This window comes from Mesorhizobium oxytropidicola (genome assembly GCF_056174625.1).
This window is the reverse complement of the sequence record NZ_CM149692.1, coordinates 5,400,409-5,426,300: the sequence shown is the minus strand read 5'-3', so window position 1 is coordinate 5,426,300 and position 25,892 is coordinate 5,400,409. Positions and strand designations below refer to the sequence as shown.

Genomic DNA, 25,892 nt, shown 5'->3' with positions numbered 1-25,892 from the left:
GCGAGCCCCTGTGCTCAGCTGGCGCTGCCAATAAGACCGGCGCGTATCCGGTTTATGGCGGTCAGCAGTGAAAGCGTTGCCATGGCCGGAAACACAAACGCCGCGATGGATGATGGCCACAGCCCGGCGGCGCACAGGACCGCCACCACGCCCAGCGCCAGCGCCCTGTCGCTCTTGCCAAACGGCCCGGCATAGTTGCGTCCGATGCCGGCGGCGATGCCGAGCACACCGGCGAACTCGGTCAGCACCGCGGTGATGGCGAAAGCGATGACGCCCCATGCGCTGAACAGCGTAAAGGCGGCGAAAGGCAGGATCAGCGCCAGGTCCGAAACGACATCGCAAATCTCGTTCAGATACATGCCGAGTGTCGAAGCCTGGCCATGTTCGCGCGCCAGCATGCCATCCACGGCGTTGAGCGCCATGCGCACGAACAGCACCACGGGAATGAGCAGCAGCGGCCAGCGCCATTCGTGCAGGATCGCGATGGCCGCTCCTGCCGCGATCGACATCAGGGCCGCCAGTATGGTGATGCTGTTGGCGGTGACGCCGATTGCCGCCAGCCGGTTGACCAGCGGCCGCAGTCTTCCCTGGAAAGCCGGCTTGAGCGCGTAAAGCGTCGGCATGGCGTCGATCCCCCGATCCTGACTTGCGGCTGTACATGAATATGTCATACGCGACCAGCGGCCGCAGCGCCCAAACGGGTACTCGCGGCCTTGATGGGGCCGGTATTTGAACGTCGCCTGGCGATGCTCGGTCGCTGCGTACCCCATCTCGGGTCACGGCCCTCACCAGTCGCTAACCATGATCATGCCATGCACATTTGCCGGCTTCCGGGGCGACGCAGCCGCTTGAATAGTAAGCACGCTTATTATATATACCGCTCATGGTTTCAGATGGCATCGACAGATTGGGATTTTTGATCCACGACGTGCAACGCCTGATGCGCAAGCGTTTCGAGACGCGCGCCAGTGGGCTTGGCCTGTCCTCGGCGCAATGGCGCCTCATGGTGCGTGTCGCCAAGGAGGAGGGAGTCACCCAGGCCCGGCTCGCTGAACTGCTCGAAATCGAGCCGATCAGTGTCTCGCGCCTTGTCGACCGGATGGAAGAGGGCGGCTGGATCGAGCGCCGCGCCGACGCCGCCGACCGCCGCGTGCGCATGATTTTCCCGACCGCCAAGGCAAGCGCTGCCTATGCCGAGGTCAAGAGCCTCGCCGGCGAAGTCTATGAGGAGTCGCTTGTCGGCGTTTCTCCGGAGGACCGTCGCGTCCTGATCAGGGCGCTCGATGCGATGGCACAGAATCTGGCGGACGGCGATACCTCGGAAAAAGTCGAGCCTACGAAAGGCGCAGCAGCATGAACGCGGTAGCCAAGATAGACGAAAACGCCGCCAAGGTGGAGATGGAGGCGCCGGCCCAACCGGTTGCCGTTCCTGTTGCGGTCGCTCCTCCCATGGAGCCGGTCCCGGCGCCGAAGAAGAAGCGCCGCATGGGCCGCTTCTTCTTGATGTTTGCCTTGCCGGCGGCGCTGATTATCGGCGGCGGCTATGTCTGGGTGACCGGTGGACGCTATCAGGAAACGGAAAACGCCAATCTGCAGCAGGCCAAGGTGTCGATCGCCTCGGACACGGCGGGCCGCATCGTCCAGGTTGCGATAGCGGACCATCAGATGGTCAAGCAGGGCGATCTTCTGTTCACCATCGACCCCGAGCCTTACCGGATCGCGCTTGCCCAGGCCGACGCCGCGGTTGCCGCGGCGCGCCTCAACGTCGAGCAGCTGCGCGCCGCCTACAGCCAGTCGACGGCGCAGGAGAAGTCCGCCAGCAGCGAGGTCGACTACGCCCAGTCGCAATATGACCGCGCCGCCGATCTCGCGCAGAAGGGCATCAACGCCAAATCGTCGCTGGATGAAGCCCGCAACGACCTCGACAAGGCAAAGCAGCAGGTCGCCGTCGCCCAGCAAGGCATCATCAGCGCCAAGGCCGCACTCGGCGGCAACCCCGACATCGAAACCGACAAGCATCCGACCGTGATGGCCGCGCTCGCCGCGCGCGACAAGGCCGCCTACGACCTGGCGCGGACTACGGTGAAGGCGCCCGCCGATGGCGTGATCTCCCAAGCCTCGTCCTTCAAGGTCGGCCAGTATGTCGGCTCCGGCACGCCGCTGTTTTCACTGGTCGAGACCGATGACACCTGGATCGATGCCAATTTCAAGGAAACCCAGCTCACCAACATGAGGCCAGGTCAGAAGGCCGAGATCGTCGTCGACACCTATCCGGGCAAGACCTTCGAAGCGACGGTCAAGGCGATCGGTGCGGGAACGGGTGCTGAATTCTCGCTGCTGCCCGCCCAGAACGCCACCGGCAACTGGGTCAAGGTCACGCAGCGCATTCCGGTGCGCCTGGAGCTGACCGATCCCGACGCCAAAATGGCGCTGCGGACCGGCATGAGCGCCTCTGTCACCGTCGACACCGGCGTCGCCCGCGGTTTTCCCGCAATATTCGGTCACGCCACGGCTGGCGAGCCCGCGCAGTAAAGTCAGCGGAAGCCCGCGGCGGCCAGGCGGGTGGAAGTGGATAGCAGGGATTGGTCTGATGGGAGGAGTGGGAAGGATCAGCGTTTGGTTCGGGCCGCGTCGCGGCCAGGCCGAAATCTGAAAATCTTCGTCACGGACCCTTCGGTCCTCATGTTTCCGGGCGGCAGGCATCCGCTCATCAGAGACTTTCGATCGATGTAACCCCCACATCGATAATCGCGTCCCACCGCGATGAGGGTCTCTCAACGGAAGGCGTTGCCGCCCGGAAACCCTATGTACACGTTTTTGTTACCTGCTGGAAGTTCCGCATCATGAGCACGCCAGAACCTTTCAAGGAAGTGCCGCATCGCGGCCTGATCACGGTTGCGCTCATGCTGGCGACGATCATGCAGGCGCTCGACACCACCATCGCTAACGTCGCGCTGCCGACGATGACCGGCGATCTCGGTGCCTCCCCGGACAACATCAACTGGGTGCTGACATCCTATATCGTGGCAGCCGCCATCATGACGCCGGTCACCGGCTGGCTCGCCGACCGTTTCGGCCGCAAGGAATTGTTCCTGACGGCGGTGGTCGGCTTCACCATCTTCTCCATGCTGTGCGGCCTGGCATGGAGCCTTGAAACCATTGTGCTGTTCCGGCTGATGCAAGGCGTGTTCGGCGCCGCCATCGTGCCGCTGTCGCAGACATTCCTGCTCGACATCAACCCCAAGGAGCGTCACGGCCAGGCCATGGCCATCTGGGGTGCCGGCATCATGCTGGGACCGATCCTGGGCCCGACGCTAGGCGGCTGGCTGACCGACAATTTCAACTGGCGCTGGGTGTTCTTCATCAACCTGCCGGTCGGCATCGTCGCCTTCCTTGGCATGGCGGCCTATCTGCCGGCCGTTGCCCGGCGGGTGCGCAGCTTCGACTTCTTCGGCTTTGCCATGATATCGCTCGGCGTCGGCGCGCTGCAGCTGATGCTGGACCGCGGCGGCGAGGTCGACTGGTTTTCCTCGGTCGAGATCTGGATCGAACTCGGCCTGGCCATCACCGGCTTCTGGGTGTTCATCATTCACACAGTGACGGCGGAACATCCCTTCATCGATCCGAAGATCTTCCTCGACCAGAATTTCGTGACCGGCCTGGCGTTCATCTTCGTCATGGGTGTGCTCATCCTGGCCTCGATGTCGCTGCTGCCGCCAATGCTGTCGACCATTTTCGGCTATCCGACCATCACCATCGGTGTCGTCATAGGTCCGCGCGGTATCGGCACGATGGTTTCGATGCTCGTCGTCGGGCGGCTCATGGGCAAGATCGACGCCAGGATTCTCGTCGTCATCGGCTTTCTGCTGACCGCTCAGTCGCTCTACACCATGGCGAGCTTCACCCCGCAGATGGATAACTGGCTGATCATCAGCTCCGGCGTCATCCAGGGCCTGGGGATGGGAATGGTGTTCGTGCCGCTGTCGACGGTTGCCTTCGCCACGCTCGACGCACGCTACCGCACCGACGCGACCGCGCTGTTCAGCCTGGTGCGCAATCTTGGCTCGTCGATCGGCGTGTCGGTCGTGACGGTGCTGCTGGTGCGCAACACGCAGATTAACCACGCCGAGCTTTCCGCCTTCATCAACCCGTTCAATCCTAACCTCTGGGCGGTCTCGCCAGCGGCCGCGGGTGGCGATCCGATGGCGCTGTCGGAGGTCGATCGCATGGTCAATCTCCAGGCGATGATGATCTCCTACGTCAATGACTTCAAAATCTTGATGGTGATGACACTGCTCGCCATCCCGTTCGTCTTCCTGCTGCGCAAGCCGAAGGCTGCGCCGGCCGGCGGCGGCGCACCTGCAGCGCATATGGACTAGGCCCTCGGGCCGCCGCCGCGGTGCCTGCGGTCAAATGCGGCTCCCCGACGCCGGGTCGAAGAAATGCACGGTCGACTTTCGCAGGGAAAGCATGACGGTCTCATCCGGTCTCAAAATGACGCGCTCGCGCAGCACGCAGACGAGTTCGTGGCCCGCCATTTCGACAGAAAGATGCGTCTCCGCGCCCGTGGGCTCGACGACAATTACCCTGGCCGCTGCGCCGGTTGCGCTGTCGATGTGAATGTCTTCCGGACGCACGCCCAGCACGAGGCGCCGCCCTGCGGCTGTGGCAGGAATGGCTGACAGCGGGATAATCGATCCGTCGTCCAGTTCGAGGCCGGGATGAGGATTGTCGCGCGCTGTTCCTTCGATGAAATTCATCGCCGGCGATCCAAGGAATCCGGCGACGAACATATTGACCGGCCGGTCGTACAGGTCGAGCGGCGAGCCGATCTGCTCGATCCTGCCGCCATTGAGCACGACGATCTTGTCGGCCATCGTCATCGCCTCGATCTGGTCGTGTGTGACATAGACGATGGTCGATTTGAGACGCTGGTGCAGCGCCTTGATCTCGGAGCGCATCTGCACGCGCAGCTTGGCGTCGAGGTTGGAGAGCGGCTCGTCGAACAGGAATACCTTGGGATCGCGCACGATGGCGCGGCCCATGGCGACGCGTTGGCGCTGGCCGCCCGACAACTGGCGCGGATAGCGCGCGAGCAGCGGCTGCAGCCCCAGGATCGATGCCGCCGTGTCTACCTTTTCCTTGATCTCGGCTTTCTTGGCGCCGGCGAGTTCGAGGGCGAAACCCATATTTTGCGCGACGGTCATCTGCGGATAGAGCGCATAGTTCTGGAACACCATGGCGATGTCCCGTTCCTTCGGCTGCAGATGATTCACCACTCGCTCGCCGATCGATATCTCGCCGCCCGAGATGGTTTCGAGCCCGGCAATCATGCGCAGCAGGGTCGATTTTCCGCAGCCCGAAGGGCCGACGAGGATGACGAACTCGCCATCCTCAATGTCGACGCTGACCCCATGGATCACGGGGGTCGCACCATAGGACTTCTTCACGTCGACGATCTGGACAGAAGACATCTTGTAGCCCCGTTTACTAGCGCCGTGGCCTGGCGCGGATGGCTTGATATGGCTTGCCGGGTAACTCGACCCCGAAAGCAGCGTCCGCCTTGCCCCCGCGCACGACCGAGCCATGGCGTGTTGGATGCGGGATCGGCGCCGCCACTTTCCTCGCCGGCGTCACGGTCATCTCCCAGGCGTCGATCACATCGACGTCGTAGTCGCCATCTTCCAGCGGCAGGCCGGTCGACCAGATGACCGGCTGATGCTCGCCAAGATAGATGTAGCGAAGATCGCCGTCTCTGGCGCCGGAGACCCGACTCCACGGCCAGGCACCGTTGTGGCCCATCGGCTCCAACCCATTGCTGACGTCCTCTTCGATGAGGTTGCGCAGGAAGCCGATCCGCTTCCACGCCTCGCCGTGAAGCCGGCCGCCCTTGGCCCACCAGATTAGATCCTGGGGGTGCATGTAGGTTTCGCCATGCCCGGCATAGCCGCCGCGCATGACGGTGAGCCAGAAGCGGTGCACCAGTTCTTCGGCACTGATGTTGCCCCAGGGGAAGACGATGTTGCCTTCATATTCAGGTTCGTCGTTGACGACCGGCTTGCCGTAGGCGTCGCGCCATTCGGGCGTGCGTTTCACATCCCAGTTCTGGATGCAGACATGGCTGACCCATGGCTTGCGGTGGTCGAAATTCATCGACTGCTCACCATTGTGGATCGATTTCAGATGTTGGTAGGGGTCGTTTTCCTCGAGGATATGGAAGTAGCGGTCCCACTGCGCCATCGGCTTGGTGTCGAGCAGGAAATCGTACTCGTTGGCCAACGACCACCAGACGTTGCGGTAGGCGGCAAGCCGTGCGGCGAGGTAGGCGACATAGCGGAAATCCTGGGCCGCGCTCATGTTGGCGTAACCCCAACGGTCATAGGGATGGAAGATGATGATATCGGCTTCGATGCCGAGATCGCGCAACGCGCCGACCTGCGTCTCGAAATGGCGGAATGCAACAGGGTTCGGCCGGTCGAAGTCTTCCTTGCCGTCCGGCCCGGTCTCGAAGATCGCATACAGTGCGGGATTGGTGTTGAAGGGATAGTCCTTCGGGAAGACGCCCATGCGTAACTTGTTGAAACGTGCCGTCTTCAACGTCGCCAGCGTCTCGGCCTGCATGTCGAGCGGCTGGTGCGTCCAGGCATAGCAAGTGGTGCCGAACGGGAAGTAGGGCGTGCCGTCGGCATAGGCGAAATGGAATTTGTTGCGCACGTGCACCGGGCCGTGGTTGCCGGACGAAGGTGCCGTTGCCTCGAAGGCGCCGCTCTTGCCCGCCAGTGACGGAATGGTGGAGTGCGTGACGTAGCTCCAGCTGCCTTCATTGTCCGGCATGAAACGGATGCGATAGGTGCCGTCGCCATCGTAGAAGCCGGGAACCGCGACGCTGCGGCTGGCTTGCGAAAAACTGGCGGAGAACTCGATCTCGGCAAAGGGATTGCCACCCGCGGGCCCCTTCAGTTCGATCTCGAATATGTCCCATTTCTCGACTGTCGTGCCGTCGGCCATGCGTGGTTCCTTGCGTTGTTATTCCTTGACCGCGCCCGATGTCAGCCCCGAGACGAAGTAGCGCTGGAAGATGAGGTAGACGATCGCCGCCGGCAGCACCGTCATCACGATCGCCGCGTTGAGCTGACCGTAGTCGCGGGCGAATTGGCTCTGGAACGACATCAGGCCAAGCGGCAGCGTCCAGCGATCCGGATCCTGCAGGATGACCAGTGCCATGGCGAATTCGTTCCAGGTGGCGACGAAGTCGAGGATCAGCAGCGCCGCAAGCACCGGCAGCGACACCGGCAGGAAGATGCGCCGGAACACGGTGAAATGCGACGCGCCGTCGATAAGCGCCGCCTCGCTCAGTTCCTTCGGCACGTCTTTGAAGAAACCGTGCAGGATGAACACTTGGTAAGGGACGCCGAAGGCGAGATAGGGCAGGATGATGCCGACATAGGTGTTGATCAGCCCGAAGCTGTTCACCTGCTTGAAGATCGGCGCCAGCATCACCTGGAACGGGATCATCGTGCCGAACACGATGGCAAGGAAGACCACCTTGTGTCCCCGGATCTGGATGCGGCTCAGCGAATAGGCGGCCATGGCCGATATCATCAGCCCGAGCGGCACCTTGATGACGGTGATGATGGTGCTGTTGACGACCGTTGTGCCGAAATCGCCGCGCCGCCAGGCATTGGTAAAATTCTCCCAGGCGATGCTGGTCGGTGGCGAGAACGCGCCGCTCCCCATCACCGTCGCGTTCGATTTTAGCGACGTAAAGATGATGAATACGAACGGCGCGATCCAGATCATGGCGACGATGATCAGCGCGATCCACAGTGCCACCAGCAGCGGATCCACCCGCTCCGCGCCGGCCTGGCGAAAGGGGCTGGCGCCGCCGCTCATTGATAGGCCTCCTGCCGCTTGAGCGTCCAGCGCAGGTAGGGGATGACGACGGCGACGGTGATGAGCAGAAGCACGACGGAAATGGCGCTGCCGCGGCCGAAGTCACCGAGTTGCATGGCTTGTGTATAGGCCCACATGGCCAGCATCTGCGTCGATTGCGCCGGTCCGCCGCCGGTCATGCCGTAGACGATGTCGAAGGCTTTCAGCGAGTTGATCAGCGACAGGATCAGGACGATGGTGATGGTGGGCCTCAGCGCCGGCAGCGTCACGTAGCGGAACAGCTGGAAGCGTCCTGCGCCATCGATGCGGGCGGCTTCGATCAGCGTCTGTGAGACCCCTTGCAGCCCGGCCAGGAACAACACCATCGAGAAGCCCGCGACCTCCCAGACATAGCCTATGAAGACCGAATAGAGTGCGACGCTGCGGTCACCCAGCCAATCCTGGATCAGGTTGGCCCATCCGGCCGCGGAGAGCAGGCTGTTGAACAGCCCGAAGAAAGGGTCGAACATCCAGCGCCACATCGTTGCCACCGCGATCGGCGCGATGATCACGGGCATGTAGAACAGAGCGCGCAGCGGCGAGCGACCGGGGATGTTCTGGTTGAGGCCGAGCGCCAGCCCAAAGCCGATCAGCGGCGGGAAGATGACCGACAGAAACGTCCAGATCAGCGTGTTCTTGAAGGCGACCCAGAACACCGGATCGTCGTGCAGCACGTAGCGGTAGTTGTGGAGCCCCACCCAATGCTTGTCCGCGTTCAGTCCATTCCATTTCATGAAGCTGAGCTGGATGACGTCGATCATCGGGTAGAAGGCAAAGACTGCGTAGGCCAGCACCGCAGGCGCCAGCAGCATCAGTCCCTGCAGGGTCGGATCCTGCAGTTTCCGGCGAAGCTGACCTGACCGGGTCGGCATTCGCGCATGGCGATCGGCGGCGGAAATGTTCACAGCCATGTATCGTCCCAGGAGCGGTGCGAAAAAATCGGCTGGCCGGCCCCGGCCTTCGGCTTGTGGGGCCGGCCATCGCGAGGTTCAATGTCAGCTGCGGTTGCCGATGAATTTCTGCAGCTCGGCAGCTGCCGCCTTGGGATCGAGATTGTCGCTGGCAACCTCGTTGATGACCCGGAAATATTCGGTCGTGACATCGAGCGGGAAGGCTTGGTCGCCATTGACGAATGTCGACGGGAACTTGCCGAAAATCTCGATCCATTTCTGGTCGAGCGGTTCGGTGCTCGTGTACTTTACGTTCTTGTTGACCGAGATCGAGCCGAAGTCGCCAAGGTGCTTTTGCTGCACGTCGGTGGATTCCAGATAGTTCAGGAATTTGGCGGCGATGTCGGGAACTTTGCTCTTGGTCGAAATGTAGTTGTACTCGGCGAAGCCATAGAGGCGGTCGGTGCCGGTCGGGAACGCGAATAGGCCGAAATCGGCTGTGCGGTTTTCGCCCTTGAGCTGTCCCACCAGCCAGTCGCCTTCAAGCATCATGGCGGCCCGATTGCCGAGGAAGAGATTGAACGACTGCGCCTGATCGATGCCCATGAACGGCTTCAGCGTGTAATTCGATGTCCATTTGTGGAACTCCTCGAAGGAGGCCGTGGCGCAGGCCTCGTCGGCCCAGCTCACCCGCATGCTCATCAGCTGGTCATGCTTCTCGACGCCGCATTTGGTTTCCAGGATCATATCCATGAGACGCATGACGTGCCAGTTGACGGTTCCGCCAAAGGTGATCGCCGGAATGCCGGCGGCTTTGAGCTTCTCGGCGTCGGCGATGAGCTCATCATAGGTCGCGGGGGCCGTGGTGATGCCGGCCTTCTCGAACAGCGCCTTGTTGTAGTAGAGCGCCTCGCCGTGGAATGTGTAGGGTACGCCGTGCCTGCCACCCTCATACTGCTTGGAAAAGGAAAGCGCCGGTGAGAGCAGTTCGTCGTCCCATTTGTATTCGGCGTAGTATTTGTCGAGCGGTAAGCTAAGTCCCGCCTTGACGAATTCGCCGCCAAGGCCGAGGCCGCCCCACATGAAATAGATGTCTGGTCCCTGGTCGGAACCTGAGGCGACGCGTAGCGCCGACTTGTGTTCATCCGTGCCGCGGCCCTCAACCTTGATGGTGACGCCTTGATTGGCGGCCTCGAACTCCTTCACGATGTCAGACCAGGCCTTGTTTGCGGAATCGTTGGCGAAGGTCAAAGTCCAGACCTTGATCTCCTGGGCCGACGCCGCGCCGGCGACCATCATGGCGATACCGCTCAAAAGCGCTATGCGCCGAATTTTCCTCGACGTTTGCATAGTTTCCTCCTCGTCGGGCTCCCTCAAGATGCGCTGAGCCTGCGAAGCCGACCCTAGTTATATTAATCATCATGTCAACTGGTATAATGAGATGAAGAGTGGTGCTCGACATCTTCGGTATCGGCGGCACGCGCCGGAACGCAGGCTCTGCAAAGATCGGTGCGGCCGCTTGGTCGGCGGCTACTTGCCCAAGGCCAAGTATCGCAGGTCGGGGGTCGCGCCTTTGGCGCATATGGACTAGGACGGACAGGTCGGTTGGTCCTAGCCTATTGCCGAACCCGACTGCATCGTCCCGGCGGGCGACCATCTGGATGCGAGAATGATGCAGGCGACATTTCCGGTATTCGACCTCAAGCGGTTCGAAAACGCGGGCGCGCGGGAGAAAAAGACGCTCGGCGCCGAGGTCGACCGCATCTGCCGCGACACCGGATTCCTGGCTGTGACCAACCACGGCATTCCGCAGGCGGTGATCGACGCGGCATGGTCAAAGGCACGTGCCTTCTTCGATCTGCCGCCGCAGCAGAAGCAGCGCGCGAGGGCGCCCTACAAGGGATTGGCGCGCTGGACTAACGACCGCTGGGTCTCCACCGTGCATCGTGTGGTCAATCCGCCTGCCGATCAGGGCGGCAGGGACCGGCGCCAGTCCATGGCCTTCTTCCACCAGCCGAACTGGGATGCCGAGATCAAGGTGCTCGACGCCTGTCTTGCCGATGGCGAGGCGCCGAGATACGCACCGGTGCGCTCCGGCCCTTATCTGATGGAAAAATTCAAGGCGACGACGAAGTAATGCATGTCGCCCAAAAGTGCGTAGCGGTTTTCGGGATAACGACATGCATCAAACAGGAAAATGCATGCCGCCCAAAAGTGTGTGACGCTACCTGCCGAGAACCAGCGACCAATAGCGCAGGTTGGGGTCACGTCCGTCGCGGACATAGGCGAGCCCGAAGCGGCTGAAATCCGCATCGAGTATGTTGCGCCGGTGGCCCTGCGAATGCATCCAGATGTCGAACAGTTCTTGCTGGTCGAAGCGGCCTTCGGCGATGTTCTCGGCCGCGGCTCCCCGCACGCCATTGTCCTTCATGCGCGAGGCGAAATCCTTGCCCCAGCCGGTGGTGTGGCTCATGCGCTCCCGCGACGCCATGTAGCCGGCCTGCTGCAGCGCCGCCTGCTCGAGTTGGGTGTCCGGCGTCAGCGGGCCGAGCCCGGCTGTGGCGCGCAGGCCCGCCAGAGTGGCAGTGGCCGAGGAAGAGACGCCTGCGCCTTCGCCCGTCGGGACTGAGACGGTGCTGCAGGCGGAAAGCACGGCAAGGGCCGCGAGGCCAGCTACCATGAGCAACGTGTGCCTGTTCGGATTCGGGATCGGGGAGTTTGCAGTTTTCGCGATCATCATGCCCACCTGACATAATGGCGATCATGGCTTTTGCCGGGCAGGGCGGCAGAATCTGGGATGGAAATGAGAGGCTAACCGCTCATTTGACAAGCGTGATCATCCGGCTGGCATACATTTCGCGATTTCCAAACACGGCCGAGCAGTCGGTTTTGATGGATGAGTTTCCCGTCATCTGCACGGTCAAGCCAACAAGCCTCAGACAGTCCCCCTGACCGCTCATATCTGAGTTGCCGGCAAAGGAAACCGCCGCGTCAGGCGCGTAGACGAAACCGCTGATCACGGAATTTGCACCGCCATTCAGCGTCAAGGCCGATGTGTTGCCGCGGTTCTCGAATATGGTGATGCCGGCGTAGGGACCGCTGGTGGGTGGCGATAGGTTCACCTGTTCATTGGCATTTATGGTGATCTGTGAGCCCTCCATGAGGAACAGGGTCACGCCTTGACCGGTCAGGCTGCCGTTGCCGCCGGGCTTTATGGTGACGCCACGGAAGATGTAGACGCCCGGATTGAGCGTGATGTTTCCCGACAACGTCTTGTCGCAATAGGTTCCGGGCGACAGCGTATAGGTTTTGCCGTTCGGGACCGGCAGGCACAATGTGTAGGGGGGAGGGACGACGTCCGCCAGAGGATCGAAAGATGCATATTGATGTTCGAGCGGGGCTCCGCAGGTAAGATTGGCACTGGGCGGCGAAAGCCCGTAAGTGCCGCCGACGGTCGAGACGCAGCCCGCTGAAACCTGTGCGGAACCGCCTCTGCTGACGGCATCGGACGCGTCCGAGTTTGCCGCGATGACGCAGCTGGTCATAGAGACATTGGTCGAGCCCTGCAGGCTTACGGCTGACGACGCATGTGGATCGAGCGCCAGCACACAGGCCTGCGCACCGGGGTTCATCTTGACCGTGGCCGAGCGGTGAGCTGGCCAGGGGGCCGCGCCATTGATGAAGCTCGGATGGTTGATGCTGGATGAAAGCGAGATGTAATAGGCGCTCGGGTCGCCGCTGGCGGTTGTCGAAAAAGCGGAGACGCTGTCGGAATATTCCTGCTGGTCGGCGAGGCTCAAATTGGCCGCGAAGAATGTCAGCCCAAGTCCCTGGACATCACTCGCGGCCATGCTGGGCAGGTACTTCGTGCCGACGGCAAGCCCTGCCGCGTCCAGCGAGTTCTGCAATTGCGCGGCGTCGTCACTCGTGCCCGTCAGATCGATCGTGCCGGCCACGACAACCATTATCGGCAGCATCGCTATGGCGGTCGCCATGGCAAAGTTGCCCCGCTTCGAAGGCCAGAAGCCCCTCAATGTAAACATCGTCCGCCGCCAAGGTTTGCAATGCCTAGGTGATACGCTTGGGGTCTCTATGAGTAATTTAAGCAATAGCTAAAATGCATAGATTCTGAAATGAGGCGAGGTGGCTCGCCAAACGAAGGCCGTCCGGCACGCTCAATGAGGGGCAATAGCCGGAGATGAACACGACAACGACTGGTTCCAGCCATTGACGCGGCGACAACCGGCGCCAGATCTGCTATCGTCACTCTCGTTCTTGCAGTGGCAGCTACGGGCGGCCTCACCGCGTGACCGCCCCCGACACACGGGAGGATGGTTATGGCCGGCTTTCATGTCATGGCGGACGCGTATGGGATGCATGTGCAGCCCACGGTGCGCCGCATCACCACGACGGATCTCTGGGACGCGCTCAAGCTCGGCGCCGAGGATTTCTGGGCAAAACCGTCCCACTACGTGTTTCTGTGTCTGATCTATCCGATTGTCGGCCTGATCCTCACCCAATGGTCGTCGGGTTCCAACGCCATTCAACTCGTCTATCCCTTGATGTCAGGCTTTGCCCTGGTCGGGCCTTTTGCCGCGATCGGGCTCTACGAGATCAGCCGCCGGCGCGAACTCGGCATGAACACGGATTGGCGCCATGCGCTGGATGTGCGCCGTTCCCCGGCGCTGCCGTCGATCGCGGTCATCGGCATCATGCTGTTTGCGCTGTTCCTGCTGTGGCTGTTCACCGCGCAATCGATCTACACCAGCCTGTTCGGCGACCAGCCGCCGGCTTCGATCGGTGCCTTTGCTCGCGACGTGCTGACGACCGGCAAGGGCTGGACCTTGATTCTGCTTGGCAACGCGGCCGGGTTTGTCTTTGCCGTAGTGGTGCTGGCCACAACGGTGATCGCCTTTCCGTTGCTGCTCGACCGTGATGTCGGTGCCGTCTCGGCAATCGAAACCTCGGCCCGGGCGGTGATGGCAAACCCGCTGCAGATGGCGCTGTGGGGGCTGCTGGTTGCGGTGCTGCTGGTGATCGGCTCCATCCCGCTGTTTGCCGGACTGGCTGTGGTCATGCCGATCCTCGGCCACGCCACCTGGCACCTCTACCGCAAGGTGGTCGAGCCGGCACAGATCCGGCCGATCCGCCGGCCGATGTAGGCCAAGGCATGATCCCCAAAAGTGGGAACCGGTTTTGGGAAAAGATCATGCTCAACTAAGGCATGATCCCCAAAAGTGGGAACCGGTTTTGGGACCATGCTCTGCCGGAAGGGCTCAGCGCTGAGCGTCGGTCGCCATCTTCAGCGCCAGCGCCGTCAGCACGCCTCCCATCATCCAGCGCTGGATGACCAGCCACAATGGCCGCCCGGCAAGGAAGGTGGCGATCGAGCCGGCCGTCACCGCGATGATGGCATTGACGGTCAGGCTGATTGAGATCTGCGTCGCGCCCAGAACCAAGAGCTGCGACAGGACGTGGCCTTTGCCGATGCTGATGAATTGCGGCAGCAGCGACAGATAGAGCACCGCCACCTTGGGGTTGAGCAGATTGGTCATCAGCCCCATGGCGAACAGCTTGCGCGGCCGGTCTTTCGGCAGGTCGCGCACCTGGAACGGCGAACGTCCGCCAGGCTTCACGGCCTGCCAGGCAAGCCACAAGAGATAGAGCACGCCGGCAAAGCGCAGCGCGTCATAGGCATAGGGCACGGCGAGCAGCAGCGCGGTGATGCCGAACGCCGCCGACACCACATAGAACAGGAAGCCGACCGCGACCCCGCCAAGCGAGATCAGTCCGGCCTTCGGCCCTTGCGACAGCGAACGCGAGATCAGGTAGATCATGTTCGGGCCTGGCGTCAGCACCATGCCGAGGCAGACCAGCGCGAAGGCGATATGATTGGCGGTATCGGGCATTGTTCGTCCCCTAAGCGTGCCGCGATGGATGCGCGATCCCGCGAGCGGCTCCTCTGTGCCCGTGATCGCACGCGCCTGCAAGGGCTTGGCGGCGCCAGGCGTTGCGCCAGACGGCTTTAGCCGACTACCCGCAGGTTCGACAGTTCGTTGCCGATTTCCTTGAAATCGTTCGACAGGCTGGCGCCCGTCGCATTCCAGAACAGCTTCACCGGCTTGGTCGGATCCGTCGGGTCCTTGCGGAAGCGCGAGTCCGACGAGCAGGATTTCAGCGCATCGATCGCCAGCTTGTCGCTTGCCTTGGTCGTCGACAGGTCGAGCGCCACCGTCATCACCATGATGTTGGCTGCCTTGGCGTTGTTGCAGAGCGTTGCCATCTGTTCGTTGAGTGCGTTGGTGTAATTGCCGTTCGAATAGTCGAGCTGACCGATGGCGCTCGATGTGCCCATGAACATGCGGCCGACCGAGGTGCCGTTATAGCCGGGGTTGAGATAGCCGTAGGACGCATAGGTCGATTTCGAGTTGGCGGGATCTGAATAGCCCAGCGAGGAGGGTGTGTAGTAGGTGTTGGCGCCGTCGGTCAGCACGATCACCACCTTGTCGTTGCCCTTCTCGGTTTCCGGGCGCCCTTGCGTGAACGGTTCGCCGCTTGAGACCACCCGCCAGCCCCACGCCAGGCCCTCGGGAACATTGGTGCCGCCATTCGGCTGCATCAGGTCGATCGCGGCCTTGATCGCGGTGGCCCCATCGGTGACGCTGACATCGGTCAGCGGCGTGATCGGGTTGGTGGTGCAGCTGTAGTTCGGGCCATTGCCGGAGGGCAGCGCCGGCGCATCGATCGGCCGCGGCTGGAAATATTTGGCCATGTTACGCAGCCGCGTTTGGCCGGTGCTGCTCGAAGGATCGTCGTTCCACCAGCTGTTCACCGCGCCGTAGGTCACCGGGGCGGCTTCGTCGGGGTCCTGGGTGAGCTTCCAGTGATTGCCGGGCTCGTCGGGAGCGAACATCGGCACGAACATCGTTGCCGGATCGCCGACGCCTATGCCCGTGTTGGCCGAGCCGCCGGATGGCGGGGTGTCGTTGACATTGTAGGGGTAGGGCCGGGCCTCCACGCAGCCCTGCCAGCTGGCAAACGGACCGTAGGAATCGATGTAGTCATATTCGTCGTGGCTGCGTCTGCAGGTGTTGTTCGAATTGTACTCGTCGCAAACCACCCGCTTGCTGTTGACGACACGCTCGTGGTTGGTGACGACCTTCATGTCCCGATACAGCGAAAACCGGGTCAGCATCTGGCCTTCCTCGGTGCCCCAGCCAGTGCCGCGCTTGTACCAGATGCCGTTGGTCTGCTGGGCGTATTTGTTGGCCGCATTCAGCGTCGACCAGTCAAAATTCTCGTTCGACACCGGCGACAGGCCTTCGGTGTCCATCCACGACGCGTTGCCATTGCCGGGGCCGACATTGACCGAAGCGGCAAAGGGCACGAGGCCGAACTGCACCGGCTTGTCGACCTGCTTGATCATGACCGCCTGCTGGGCCAGCGTGTCGACCAGCTGCTTCGACGCAGTCTTGAGAAGATCGATGCGCTTTTGTCCAGAGCCGGTGCCGAGTGTGGTCATCGATCCGGAATTGTCGAGCACCAGGGCAACTTCCAGCGTGTTCTTCAGCCGCACCTGGGAGGTGACGTTGAAGCTGATCCTCTGGTTCGCATCGGTCGCGGATTTGCCGACCATCTGGGCGAAGGCAGGATAGAAATAGGGCTTGTAGGCAAGCTGCGCCGTCATCGTGAGCAGGCCACCGCCGCTGGTGTTGCTCGGCAAAGTGACGTTGAGCGTCGTGCTGGCGGGATCGACATCGTTCAGGTTGGCATTGAAGAAATCGAGCGCATAGGCTCTCAACTGGTCGTCGGTCGCGCCTTCCGTCAGCCGGCGCGCCGTGGCGAAGTTGGCGGCATCGAGCGCATTCGTCACCATCTGCTTTTCGCGGTTCATTTCGGTGAAGTCGACCGCGATCGCCAGGCCGCCCATCAACGGCACCATCGCCACGACTGTCATAAGAGCATAGTTTCCGCGTCTGTCGCGGCGGAACTGGCGCCAGATTTCATGCATGTCTTGCAGCGGCCCCCGCCGGCGGATTCTCGATTTGACGCCAACTTTTCACAAAACGCTGAAGGACGGGTTTGGGAAACCGCTCTATTGCTTGGTTGGCGCTTCACCAACCGCTAACCAATGCGAGGGCAGCGGCCGCGATGCGGTTCAACACAAAACGCCCTGCTTAGTCAGGGGAACTTGCCGATCAACTGACGATGCGTGAAAGCTGGTGACAGCATGGATCGGTTCGGATAATTCGAACCCGCTGCGGCGAACCGTCCGGCCGGGGCACTCGCAACGCTCATATTGAAGGAAACGGCATGGCGGATTCGCCTGAAATCGTCGGCTCGCTCGAAGACGTCTCGAAAGCCTATTCGGCAATTCTTTGCGATGTCTGGGGCGTGGTGCACAATGGCGAATGGCATTTTCCCGCTGCCGCGGCGGCGCTGGCCAAGGCAAGGGCAGCCGGTATTCCCGTTGTCCTCATTACCAACTCGCCCCGCCGCAACACCGATGTCGTGGCTCAGATGAGCGCAATCGGCGTTCCGCCGTCAGCCTACGACCGTGTGGTGACCTCGGGCGACGTGACCCGTGACCTGATCGCGGAGGGGCCACGCAAGGTTTTCCACATCGGCGCCGACCGCGACCTGACCCTCTATGACGGCCTCGATGTCGATCTCGTCGAGGAATTCGAAGCCGCCGGCGTTGTCTGCACCGGGCTGTTCAATGACGAGGTCGAGAAGCCTGAGGATTATGCGGAAATGCTGCGCCGATTGCGGGCCAGAAACCTGCCGTTCATCTGCGCCAATCCCGATATCATGGTGGAGCGCGGCGAACGGATCATCTGGTGCGCCGGTGCCCTGGCGCGCGACTATGCCCAGCTCGGCGGCCGCACGCTGATCGCCGGAAAGCCCTATGCGCCCGTCTACGACGTTGCGATGAAGGAGGTGGCGGAGGTGCTTGGCCGGCCGGTTGAGCGTTCTCAGGTGTTGGCCATCGGCGACGGGATGATGACCGATGTGAAGGGCGCGGCCGACAATGGTTTCGACGTTCTCTATGTTTCCGGCGGCATTCATGCCCGCGACTACGGCGATGCATCCCGGCCGGACCCGGCAAAACTCGGGCTCTTCCTGGAACGGCACGGCTATCGTCCGGTGGCCGTCATGGTCAGACTGCAGTAGGTGGCAATGGTAGCCTTCCAGCATCTCTCGGCAACCGCGCCGCTGCCCGCCAACCTGCGTGGCGGCGTTGTCGCGATCGGCAATTTCGATGGCGTCCACCGTGGCCATCAGGCGGTGCTCGAACGGGCGCTGGCCGAGGCTGTGCGGCGTGACGTGCCGGCCCTGGTGCTGAGCTTCGAACCGCATCCGCGAAAGGTCTTCAGGCCTGACATGCCGCTGTTCGTGCTGACGCCGCCGCCGATGAAGGCGCGGCTTCTGTCATTGCTGGGCTTTGCCGCACTCGTCGAGCAGCCATTCACGCGCGACTTCGCCTCGCTGTCGGCGGAAGCGTTCGTCACCGACGTGCTGGAAAGGACGCTCGGCATCACCCACGCCGTGACCGGTTTCGATTTCCATTTCGGCAAGGATCGCCAGGGCGGACCGGCCTATCTGATGGCGGCCGGCGAACGCCATGGCTTTGGCGTCACACTTGTCGACGCCTTTCGCGACGAGGGCGCCGAGGTGGTTTCATCGAGCCGGATCCGGGCCTTGCTCTGCAATGGCGAGGTGGCCGAGGCCGCCGGTCTGCTCGGCTATCGCTTCACTGTGGAAAGCGAGGTCGTCGGCGGCCAGCAACTCGGACGAACGCTCGGCTTTCCCACGGCGAATATGCGGCTTCCCGCGGAAGCCACCCTCAAGGAAGGAATCTATGCCGTCCGCTTCCGGCGCGCCGACGGCACGCTGCATGACGGTGTCGCCAGCTTTGGCCGCCGCCCGACTGTCGATGACAATGGCGCGCCGCTTCTGGAAACCTTCGTCTTCGATTTTTCCGGCGATCTCTATGGCGAGACCTGCCAGGTCTCGTTCTTCGGCTTCCTGCGCAGCGAGATCAAATTTGATGGACTCGATGCCTTGGTGGTGCAGATGAAGCGCGATGAAGCCGAAGCACGCGCGCTGCTTGCCGGCGTCAAGCCGCTATCCGGTCTGGACGCTTCCGTGGCGTTCTGAGCTACTTCTTCAGCGCAAGGCCGACCGCGATGAAGGTCCAGCCCTGGAAGATCAGGTCGATCGCCAGGAACAGTCCGAGCACCCACAGGCTGTTGACCGGCCAACCCATGGCGATGATCAAGCCCGCAAGCACGCTGATGATGCCTGCCGCGACGATCCAGCCCCAGCCCTGTTCCGGGCGGTGACTGTAGCCGACCCAAGCCCGCAGCGCGCCGGAGGCGACGAGCGCAACGGCGAGCAGGAAGGTCAGCACCGCCGAGGCCAGCAGCGGATTGTCGAGAGCGAAAAATCCGGCGACCGCGTAAAGCAGTCCGCTGAGCAGCCAGTATAAGAAGCGGCTCCAGGTCTTGACCCCGAAAGCATGCATGATCTCTATGATGCCGGCCACCAGCATCAGCCAGCCGACGACATAGACGGAAGCCACCGTGGCGATGAACAGATTGCCAAAGGCAATGCCGCCGAGGATCAGCAGCAACACGCCCAGTCCGACAAACCATCCCCACTTCGCCCGGGTCTCCCCGATCGCGTTCTTCAGTGTATCGCCGTGCAAGGTCATGATCCATCTCCCTCCACATCTGGCCGCGCATCCTGCGGTTGAAGGAAGATAATCCCAATGGCACTACCCGTCCAGCGCGGTGGCTATTGCAAAGGCGCGTCGAAGCTGGTGTCATCCCCCTTTGCACCAGGGAGGTATGACAATGAAGCGATCCCATGGGCTCGCCCTGTTTTCCTCAACTCTCGCCCTGCTCGCTGCCACTGCGGCTTCCGCATTCGCAGCGCAGCCCGGCGATCCGCCGGATGGCATCACCAAGATAGAAACGGTGGTCGTCATCTTCGCCGAGAACCGCGCCTTCGACAATCTCTATGGCCATTTTCCCGGTGCCGAAGGCATCGACAAAGCCAGCCAGGAAAGCCTACAGCAGCGCGACCGTGACGGCTCGGTGCTGTCCGAACTGCCGCCGGTGTGGGACGGGCTGACCGCCAAGGGCGTCACGCCGCCGGTGACGCAGGCGATGACCGAGCACCTTCCAAACGCGCCGTTCACCGTGAACGACGCGAAGGGTTTCAACGTGCAGCTCAGCGTCACAACGCGCGATCTCTGGCATCGCTACTACCAGAACCAGATGCAGATCAACGGCGGCAAGAACGACATGTTCGTTGCCTGGGCCGATTCAGGTGCCATGCCGATGAGCAATTGGGACGCTTCCAAGACCGACATGTGGTCGGTCGCGCAGAAATACGTGCTGGCCGATCATTTCTTCATGGGTGGGTTCGGCGGCTCGTTTTTCAACCACCAATGGCTGATCTGCGCTTGCGCGCCTTACTACGCCGATGCCGACAAGAGCCCGGCCAAACCGTCGATTTCGGTAACGGATGATAGCGGCACAGCGCTGAAGATCGCCGACAATTCGCCGAAATCGGCGCGCGACGGCATTCCGAAATTTGTCTCCGATGGCAATCTGACGCCGGACTTCCACGCGGTGAACACGATGCAGCCGCCTTACCAACCGAGCGGCACCGATCCGGCGCCTGGCGGCGATCCGCTCCTTGCGGATCCGGCCAAGCCCACCACGCTGCCGCCCCAGACGGAGCCGACCATCGGCGACATGCTTAGCCTCAAGCACATCACCTGGGCATGGTATTCGGGCGCCTGGCAGTACACGCTCGACCACGGCAACAACTCGCCGATTCCGAATTTCCAGTACCACCACCAACCGTTCAATTATTATGCCAATTACGCGCCGGGCACCGCTGCCAGGCGCGAACATTTGCGCGACGGCGGGCTGGGCGGCGTTAGCTTCATCCAGGCGATCGACGACGGCGCCCTGCCACAGGTCTCCTTCTACAAGCCACAGGGCAATCTCAACGAGCATTCCGGCTATGCCGACATCGAGGCCGGAGATCGCCATATCGCCGACGTCGTCGCCCATCTGGAGAAAAGCCCGCAATGGCCGCATATGCTGGTCGTCGTCACCTATGACGAGAATGGCGGCATCTGGGATCACGTCGCTCCGCCCAAGGGCGACCGCTGGGGGCCGGGCACACGCATCCCCGCCATCATCGTTTCGCCCTTCGCCAAGCACGGCTATGTCGATCAGACGCCCTATGACACGACTTCGATCCTGCGCTTCATCACCGAGCGCTTCGAACTGCCGGTGCTGCACGGCATCGTGGTTCGCGACAGGGCCGTCGCCGCGCACGGCGAACCACCGCTCGGCGATCTTACCGCCGGGCTCGACCTCAATTGAAGGCCCGTGTCCGCAGGAAAACGATGAACGTTGACGGGATCGTCGCCCTTGTCACCGCTGCCGGCATCGAGCTTATCGACCGCCGCCGCAACGCCAAGGGCGACGGCTGGTCGCTAAGCTTTGCCAACGGTGCAACGGTGGAGGTGGGTGACGACGGATTGGCGCGCATTGCCGGCAAGGGCAGCAAGACCGTGAGAGGGCTGCTGGACTTGCCGACCGCGCCGCGCCGCACCTGATCCTGCGCGGCCGGACACAAGGTTGGCCGACGCAACTGTTATGGATGTTAAGTCAAATTTTACCGAACTGGCGCCATGGCTTGAGCGATGCCGGGTGTTTGTTCCGGCGTGTTTCGCGTAAGGGGTATCGATGCGTATTGTCCGAGCGATTCCGCTGCTTCTGACTGCCTCCTTGCTGGGCGCCTCCGCGGCCGAGGCTGGCGACGGCGCTTTCGGCTGGCTGTCCGGCGACTGGTATCTGACGGTTGGCGCCACCGGCCTGGTCGCGCCCAATTTCGAGGGCGGCAAGCAGTACATGCTGAGTGCCCAGCCCATCATCTCCTTGGGCAAGGCAGGCCCCCAGGCACGCTTCACCTCGCGCAACGACAACATTTCGCTGGCGCTGGTCGATGACGGCAGCGTCCGCGCCGGCCTGACCGGCAAGTTCCTGTTTTCGCGCAGCAGCGACGACGAACTGAAGGGACTCGACCCGGTTCGCTGGGGCGGCGAAGTCGGCGGCTTCTTCGAATTCTATCCGACGGACTGGATGCGCGCGCGTGCCGAATTGCGGCATGGCATCCGTGCCCACAACGGCTTTGTCGCCGATATCGCCGCCGACGCCTTCTATGATGTGACGCCAACCGTCAGGATTTCGGGTGGCCCGCGCGTGTCCTTTGCCTCGGCCAAATATTTCGACGCTTACTATGGCGTCAACGCACAGGAGGCCGTGGCCTCGGGCCTGAGCCAGTACAATCCCGGAGGCGGCCTGAAATCCGTCGGTCTCGGCGGCGCGGTGACCTGGAAGGTGACCGATCCGATGACCGCCAGCCTATTCGGCGAATATTCACGCCTGGAAGGCCCGGCGGCCGATTCCAGCCTGGTCAGGGAGCGCGGCGACCGCAACCAGTTCATGGTCGGCGTGTCGACCACCTATCGCTTCGACTTCAAGATGTAGGCGAATCGAACGAGACGCTTTATTCCTGCGCCTATCTCCGCTAAAAGCCACGCCATGATGAGCTTTTCGCGCCTTTTCGCGATCGCGATACGAATTACTGGCCCGGTGTTCCGGGTGGCCTGAGCGCCGCCGGAGCCGCCGGGAGTTTCGCGTGCGCCCTCGCGCTTTTTCCAGAACATCGACGCATATCGCCCAAAAAGTGGGTCCGGTTTTGGGAAAACGATAGGCGTCAACCAAAGACTTCAACGCCCGGGCTTTGTGCCGACGGGCTACGCAGATGGCAGATCAATGACCGACACTGTTGAAACGATCGACTATTCCAAGACGCTTTACCTGCCGCAGACGGATTTCCCGATGCGCGCCGGCTTGCCCGAGAAGGAACCGGTGCTGGTCAAGCGCTGGCAAGACATGGACCTCTACCGCAAGCTGCGCGAGAGCGCCGCCGGCCGCACGAAATACGTGCTGCATGACGGCCCGCCCTACGCAAACGGCAACATCCATATCGGCCATGCGCTGAACAAGATCCTCAAGGATGTCATCACCCGCTCGTTCCAGATGCGTGGCTATGACTCCAACTACGTGCCCGGCTGGGACTGCCACGGCCTGCCGATCGAGTGGAAGATCGAGGAGCAGTACCGCGCCAAGGGCAAGAACAAGGACGAGGTGCCGGTCAACGAGTTCCGCAAGGAATGCCGCGAGTTTGCCGCGCACTGGATCACGGTGCAGGGCGGCGAGTTCCAGCGGCTCGGCGTCATCGGCGACTTCAAGAACCCCTATACGACGATGGCTTTCCATGCCGAGGCGCGCATCGCCGGCGAGCTGTTGAAATTCGCCCTGTCGGGCCAGCTCTATCGCGGCTCGAAGCCGGTGATGTGGAGCGTCGTCGAGCGCACCGCGTTGGCCGAGGCCGAGATCGAGTATCAGGACTATGAGTCCGATACGATCTGGGCGAAGTTTCCAGTGGCCAATCTAGTCCTTGCCAGTGTCGTGGACGGGCAGCCTGCGGAACTCAATCCGGACCTGAGCGGGCGGTCGCTGGATTTGCTGGATGCCCATGTCGTCATCTGGACGACGACGCCCTGGACCATCCCGGGCAACCGCGCTGTCAGCTATTCGCCGCGTGTCGCTTACGGGCTCTACGAGGTGACGGCGGCCGAGAACGCGTTTGGCCCGCAGCCGGGTGAGAAGCTGATCTTTGCCGACGCCCTGGCCGAGGATAGCCAGGCCAAGGCCAAGGTCACCTTGAAGCGCCTTCACGGCATCAGCGCCGAACAGCTTGGAAATCTTGTGCTTTCGCACCCCTTCAAGGGCCTTGGCGGCGGGTACGAATTCCCGGTGCCGATGATTGCCGGCGATCATGTGACCGACGATGCCGGCACCGGTTTTGTCCACACCGCTCCCAGCCATGGCCGCGAGGATTTTGACGCCTGGATGGACGCCGCGCCCCAGCTGCGCGCACGTGGCGTCGACACGGTGATCCCCTTCACGGTCGACGATGCGGGCTTCTTCACCAAGGAGGCGCCGGGCTTCGGTCCCGATCGCGAGGGCGGACCTGCGCGTGTGATCGACGACAACGGCAAGAAGGGCAACGCCAACCAGGCGGTCATCGACGAGCTGATCAAGCGCAACGCGCTGTTCGCGCGCGGCCGCCTGAAGCACAGCTACCCGCATTCCTGGCGGTCGAAGAAGCCGGTCATCTTCCGCAACACGCCGCAGTGGTTCGTCTACATGGACAAGGATCTCGGCGACGGCACCACGCTGCGCAGCCGCGCGTTGAAGGCCATCGACGACACGCGCTTCGTGCCGGCCGCCGGCCAGAACCGCATCCGCGCCATGATCGAGGAGCGCCCTGACTGGGTGCTGTCGCGCCAGCGCGCCTGGGGCGTGCCGATCGCCGTCTTCGCCGATGAGGACGGCAACGTGCTGAAGGACGCGGCGGTCAACAAGCGTATCATGGACGCCTTCGAGGAAGAGGGCGCCGATGCCTGGTTCGCCGCCGGCGCCAAGGAGCGCTTCCTCGGCAACCATGATGCCTCCCGGTGGCGGCAGGTGATGGACATCCTCGACGTCTGGTTCGATTCGGGCTCGACGCATGTCTTCACGCTGGAAGACCGGCCTGACCTGAAGTGGCCGGCTGACGTCTATCTCGAAGGGTCCGACCAGCATCGCGGCTGGTTCCATTCCTCGCTGCTCGAAAGCTGCGGCACCCGGGGCAGGGCGCCTTACGACACCGTCGTCACCCACGGCTTCACCATGGACGAAGACGGTCGCAAGATGTCGAAGTCGCTCGGCAACACGGTGGTGCCGCAGGACGTCATCAAGCAATCCGGCGCCGACATCCTGCGCCTGTGGGTGGTGACGACGGACTATTGGGAAGACCAGCGGCTCGGCAAGAACGTGCTGCAGACCAACATCGACGCCTACCGAAAGCTGCGCAACACCATCCGCTGGATGCTGGGCACGCTCGCCCATGACGATGGCGAGACCGTGCCGCTGGACGCGATGCCGGAGCTGGAGCGGCTGATGCTGCATCGGCTGGCCGAACTCGATGAGGTGGTGCGCCAGGGCTATGATGCCTTCGAGTTCAAGCGCATCACCCGCGCGCTCATCGATTTCATGGTGGTCGAGCTGTCGGCCTTCTATTCGACATCCGCAAGGACGCGCTCTACTGCGACGCGCCGTCGAGCGTGAAGCGTAAGGCCTCGGTTCAGGTGGTGCGCCATCTGTTCGAGTGTCTGGTGAAATGGCTGGCGCCTATGCTGCCCTTCACCATGGAAGAGGCCTGGCTCGACCGACATCCCGATGCCGTTTCGGTGCATCTCGACCAGTTCCCGGAAATCCCGGCGGATTGGAAGAACGAGGCGCTGGCGGAAAAATGGCGCAAGGTCAGGCAGGTGCGCCGCGTCGTCACCGGCGCGCTCGAGATCGCGCGTGCCCAGAAGGTGATCGGCTCCTCGCTGGAGGCGGTGCCGGTCGTCACCATCAACGACGCGGCGCTCGAGGCGGCGATAGCGGACGTCGACATGGCCGAGATGGCGATCACCAGCGATCTCGTCATTGCCCATGGCGAGGCGCCGAAAGGCGCCTTCGCGCTCGACGATGTCAAGGGCGTCGCCGTGGTCGTCGAGAAGGCGGAGGATCGCGGCCTGGTCAAATGCGCGCGTTCCTGGCGCTACACGGCCGATGTCGGACAGGATCCTGCATTTCCCGATGTCTCGGCGCGCGATGCCGCCGTGCTGCATGAACTGAAGGCGCTCAGCCGGCTTTAAGTGCATGTCGGTTTTGGGAAAACGACATGCACCCGATCAACAGTGCATGTCGCCCAAAAGTGTGCCGCGGTTTTGGGAAAACGACATGCACCGATCAATAGTGCACAAATGCCACGCCGGGCGGTGCAAATCCGCCCGTGCGTTGCCCTTAACGAGTGGTTGAGGTAAACACGCGAAACTCCGGAAGACAAATTGTCGCCGGATTTCCGTCGCAAGTGCTT

At 62.3% G+C, this 25,892-nt stretch carries 21 protein-coding genes and 1 pseudogene; 11 read left to right on the top strand and 11 right to left on the bottom strand.

The genetic code is table 11. The features are described from left to right. Positions 1 to 14: 14 nt before the first annotated feature. A complete protein-coding gene (locus tag AC0V8S_RS27270; RefSeq protein WP_183458159.1) occupies positions 15 to 623 on the bottom strand; it encodes a CDP-alcohol phosphatidyltransferase family protein in 609 nt (202 codons plus the stop codon). Between the two features lie 260 nt (positions 624 to 883). On the opposite strand from AC0V8S_RS27270, the gene AC0V8S_RS27265 reads away from it, so the two are divergent. The 3 genes from AC0V8S_RS27265 (at position 884) to AC0V8S_RS27255 (ending at position 4,379) form a co-directional block, all read left to right on the top strand. Next, the gene (locus AC0V8S_RS27265; RefSeq protein WP_019857459.1) at positions 884 to 1,357 is read left to right on the top strand and encodes a MarR family winged helix-turn-helix transcriptional regulator; all 474 of its coding nucleotides are present in this window, start codon (positions 884 to 886) and stop codon (positions 1,355 to 1,357) included. Continuing rightward, positions 1,354 to 2,532 carry an HlyD family secretion protein gene (locus AC0V8S_RS27260; RefSeq protein WP_475434510.1) on the top strand — a complete coding sequence of 393 codons (1,179 nt, stop codon included), beginning with the start codon at positions 1,354 to 1,356 and terminating at the stop codon, positions 2,530 to 2,532. Before AC0V8S_RS27265 ends, AC0V8S_RS27260 begins: the two co-directional genes overlap by 4 nt. 311 nt (positions 2,533 to 2,843) lie before the next feature. Next, entirely contained in the window at positions 2,844 to 4,379 is a 1,536-nt protein-coding gene (locus AC0V8S_RS27255) for a DHA2 family efflux MFS transporter permease subunit (protein WP_183458163.1), read from the top strand. Positions 4,380 to 4,409: 30 nt separating this feature from the next. Here AC0V8S_RS27255 and AC0V8S_RS27250 read toward each other — a convergent pair whose 3' ends face one another. From AC0V8S_RS27250 to AC0V8S_RS27230, 5 genes are all read right to left on the bottom strand, one after another. Continuing rightward, positions 4,410 to 5,474 (bottom strand): ABC transporter ATP-binding protein, encoded by a 1,065-nt coding sequence (locus tag AC0V8S_RS27250; protein WP_183458165.1) that lies wholly within the window; start codon positions 5,472 to 5,474, stop codon positions 4,410 to 4,412. A 16-nt stretch (positions 5,475 to 5,490) separates the two neighbouring features. Beyond that, entirely contained in the window at positions 5,491 to 7,008 is a 1,518-nt protein-coding gene (locus AC0V8S_RS27245) for a DUF5060 domain-containing protein (protein WP_475434509.1), read from the bottom strand. 18 nt (positions 7,009 to 7,026) lie between these two features. Next, positions 7,027 to 7,893 (bottom strand): carbohydrate ABC transporter permease, encoded by an 867-nt coding sequence (locus tag AC0V8S_RS27240; RefSeq protein WP_475434507.1) that lies wholly within the window; start codon positions 7,891 to 7,893, stop codon positions 7,027 to 7,029. Continuing rightward, the gene (locus AC0V8S_RS27235; RefSeq protein ID WP_475434505.1) at positions 7,890 to 8,843 is read right to left on the bottom strand and encodes a carbohydrate ABC transporter permease; all 954 of its coding nucleotides are present in this window, start codon (positions 8,841 to 8,843) and stop codon (positions 7,890 to 7,892) included. Before AC0V8S_RS27235 ends, AC0V8S_RS27240 begins: the two co-directional genes overlap by 4 nt. Before the next feature lie 84 nt (positions 8,844 to 8,927). Next, positions 8,928 to 10,172, bottom strand: a complete 1,245-nt coding sequence (locus AC0V8S_RS27230; RefSeq protein ID WP_475434504.1) for an ABC transporter substrate-binding protein — start codon at positions 10,170 to 10,172, stop codon at positions 8,928 to 8,930. A 319-nt stretch (positions 10,173 to 10,491) separates the two neighbouring features. On the opposite strand from AC0V8S_RS27230, the gene AC0V8S_RS27225 reads away from it, so the two are divergent. Next, entirely contained in the window at positions 10,492 to 10,959 is a 468-nt protein-coding gene (locus AC0V8S_RS27225; protein ID WP_475434503.1) for a 2-oxoglutarate and iron-dependent oxygenase domain-containing protein, read from the top strand. Between the two features lie 87 nt (positions 10,960 to 11,046). On the opposite strand, the gene AC0V8S_RS27220 is transcribed toward AC0V8S_RS27225, so the two are convergent. Together AC0V8S_RS27220 and AC0V8S_RS27215 are read right to left on the bottom strand one after the other, a co-directional pair. Further along, complete coding sequence (locus AC0V8S_RS27220; protein WP_475434501.1) at positions 11,047 to 11,562, bottom strand: CAP domain-containing protein; 516 nt, start codon at positions 11,560 to 11,562, stop codon at positions 11,047 to 11,049. Positions 11,563 to 11,641: 79 nt separating this feature from the next. Next, a complete protein-coding gene (locus AC0V8S_RS27215) occupies positions 11,642 to 12,865 on the bottom strand; it encodes a TadE/TadG family type IV pilus assembly protein (RefSeq protein ID WP_475438707.1) in 1,224 nt (407 codons plus the stop codon). Positions 12,866 to 13,159: 294 nt separating this feature from the next. Between AC0V8S_RS27215 and AC0V8S_RS27210 the strand changes: the two genes are divergently transcribed. After that, on the top strand, positions 13,160 to 13,984 hold the full coding sequence (locus tag AC0V8S_RS27210; RefSeq protein WP_096456761.1) for a DUF2189 domain-containing protein: 825 nt from the start codon (positions 13,160 to 13,162) through the stop codon (positions 13,982 to 13,984). A 114-nt stretch (positions 13,985 to 14,098) separates the two neighbouring features. Here AC0V8S_RS27210 and AC0V8S_RS27205 read toward each other — a convergent pair whose 3' ends face one another. Continuing rightward, a complete protein-coding gene (locus AC0V8S_RS27205; RefSeq protein ID WP_027054935.1) occupies positions 14,099 to 14,731 on the bottom strand; it encodes a LysE family translocator in 633 nt (210 codons plus the stop codon). A 116-nt stretch (positions 14,732 to 14,847) separates the two neighbouring features. Next, entirely contained in the window at positions 14,848 to 16,833 is a 1,986-nt protein-coding gene (locus AC0V8S_RS27200) for a TadE/TadG family type IV pilus assembly protein (protein ID WP_475434499.1), read from the bottom strand. A 302-nt stretch (positions 16,834 to 17,135) separates the two neighbouring features. Between AC0V8S_RS27200 and AC0V8S_RS27195 the strand changes: the two genes are divergently transcribed. Both AC0V8S_RS27195 and AC0V8S_RS27190 read left to right on the top strand, forming a co-directional pair. Beyond that, positions 17,136 to 17,996 carry a TIGR01459 family HAD-type hydrolase gene (locus AC0V8S_RS27195; protein ID WP_183458176.1) on the top strand — a complete coding sequence of 287 codons (861 nt, stop codon included), beginning with the start codon at positions 17,136 to 17,138 and terminating at the stop codon, positions 17,994 to 17,996. A 6-nt stretch (positions 17,997 to 18,002) separates the two neighbouring features. After that, positions 18,003 to 18,983: a bifunctional riboflavin kinase/FAD synthetase gene (locus AC0V8S_RS27190; protein ID WP_475434497.1), complete on the top strand. Its 981-nt coding sequence runs from the start codon at positions 18,003 to 18,005 to the stop codon at positions 18,981 to 18,983. Between the two features lies 1 nt (position 18,984). Here the strand turns inward: AC0V8S_RS27190 and AC0V8S_RS27185 are convergent, their stop codons facing one another. Further along, a complete protein-coding gene (locus AC0V8S_RS27185) occupies positions 18,985 to 19,539 on the bottom strand; it encodes an HdeD family acid-resistance protein (RefSeq protein ID WP_475434495.1) in 555 nt (184 codons plus the stop codon). A 142-nt stretch (positions 19,540 to 19,681) separates the two neighbouring features. On the opposite strand from AC0V8S_RS27185, the gene AC0V8S_RS27180 reads away from it, so the two are divergent. From AC0V8S_RS27180 to ileS, 4 genes and pseudogenes are all read left to right on the top strand, one after another. Next, positions 19,682 to 21,232 (top strand): acid phosphatase, encoded by a 1,551-nt coding sequence (locus AC0V8S_RS27180; RefSeq protein WP_475434494.1) that lies wholly within the window; start codon positions 19,682 to 19,684, stop codon positions 21,230 to 21,232. A gap of 23 nt (positions 21,233 to 21,255) precedes the next feature. Beyond that, positions 21,256 to 21,468: a hypothetical protein gene (locus AC0V8S_RS27175; RefSeq protein WP_475434492.1), complete on the top strand. Its 213-nt coding sequence runs from the start codon at positions 21,256 to 21,258 to the stop codon at positions 21,466 to 21,468. Positions 21,469 to 21,598: 130 nt separating this feature from the next. After that, positions 21,599 to 22,402, top strand: a complete 804-nt coding sequence (locus AC0V8S_RS27170) for a MipA/OmpV family protein (RefSeq protein ID WP_475434490.1) — start codon at positions 21,599 to 21,601, stop codon at positions 22,400 to 22,402. 288 nt (positions 22,403 to 22,690) lie between these two features. Beyond that, positions 22,691 to 25,671, top strand: a pseudogene (gene ileS / locus AC0V8S_RS27165) (isoleucine--tRNA ligase). Positions 25,672 to 25,892: the final 221 nt, after the last annotated feature.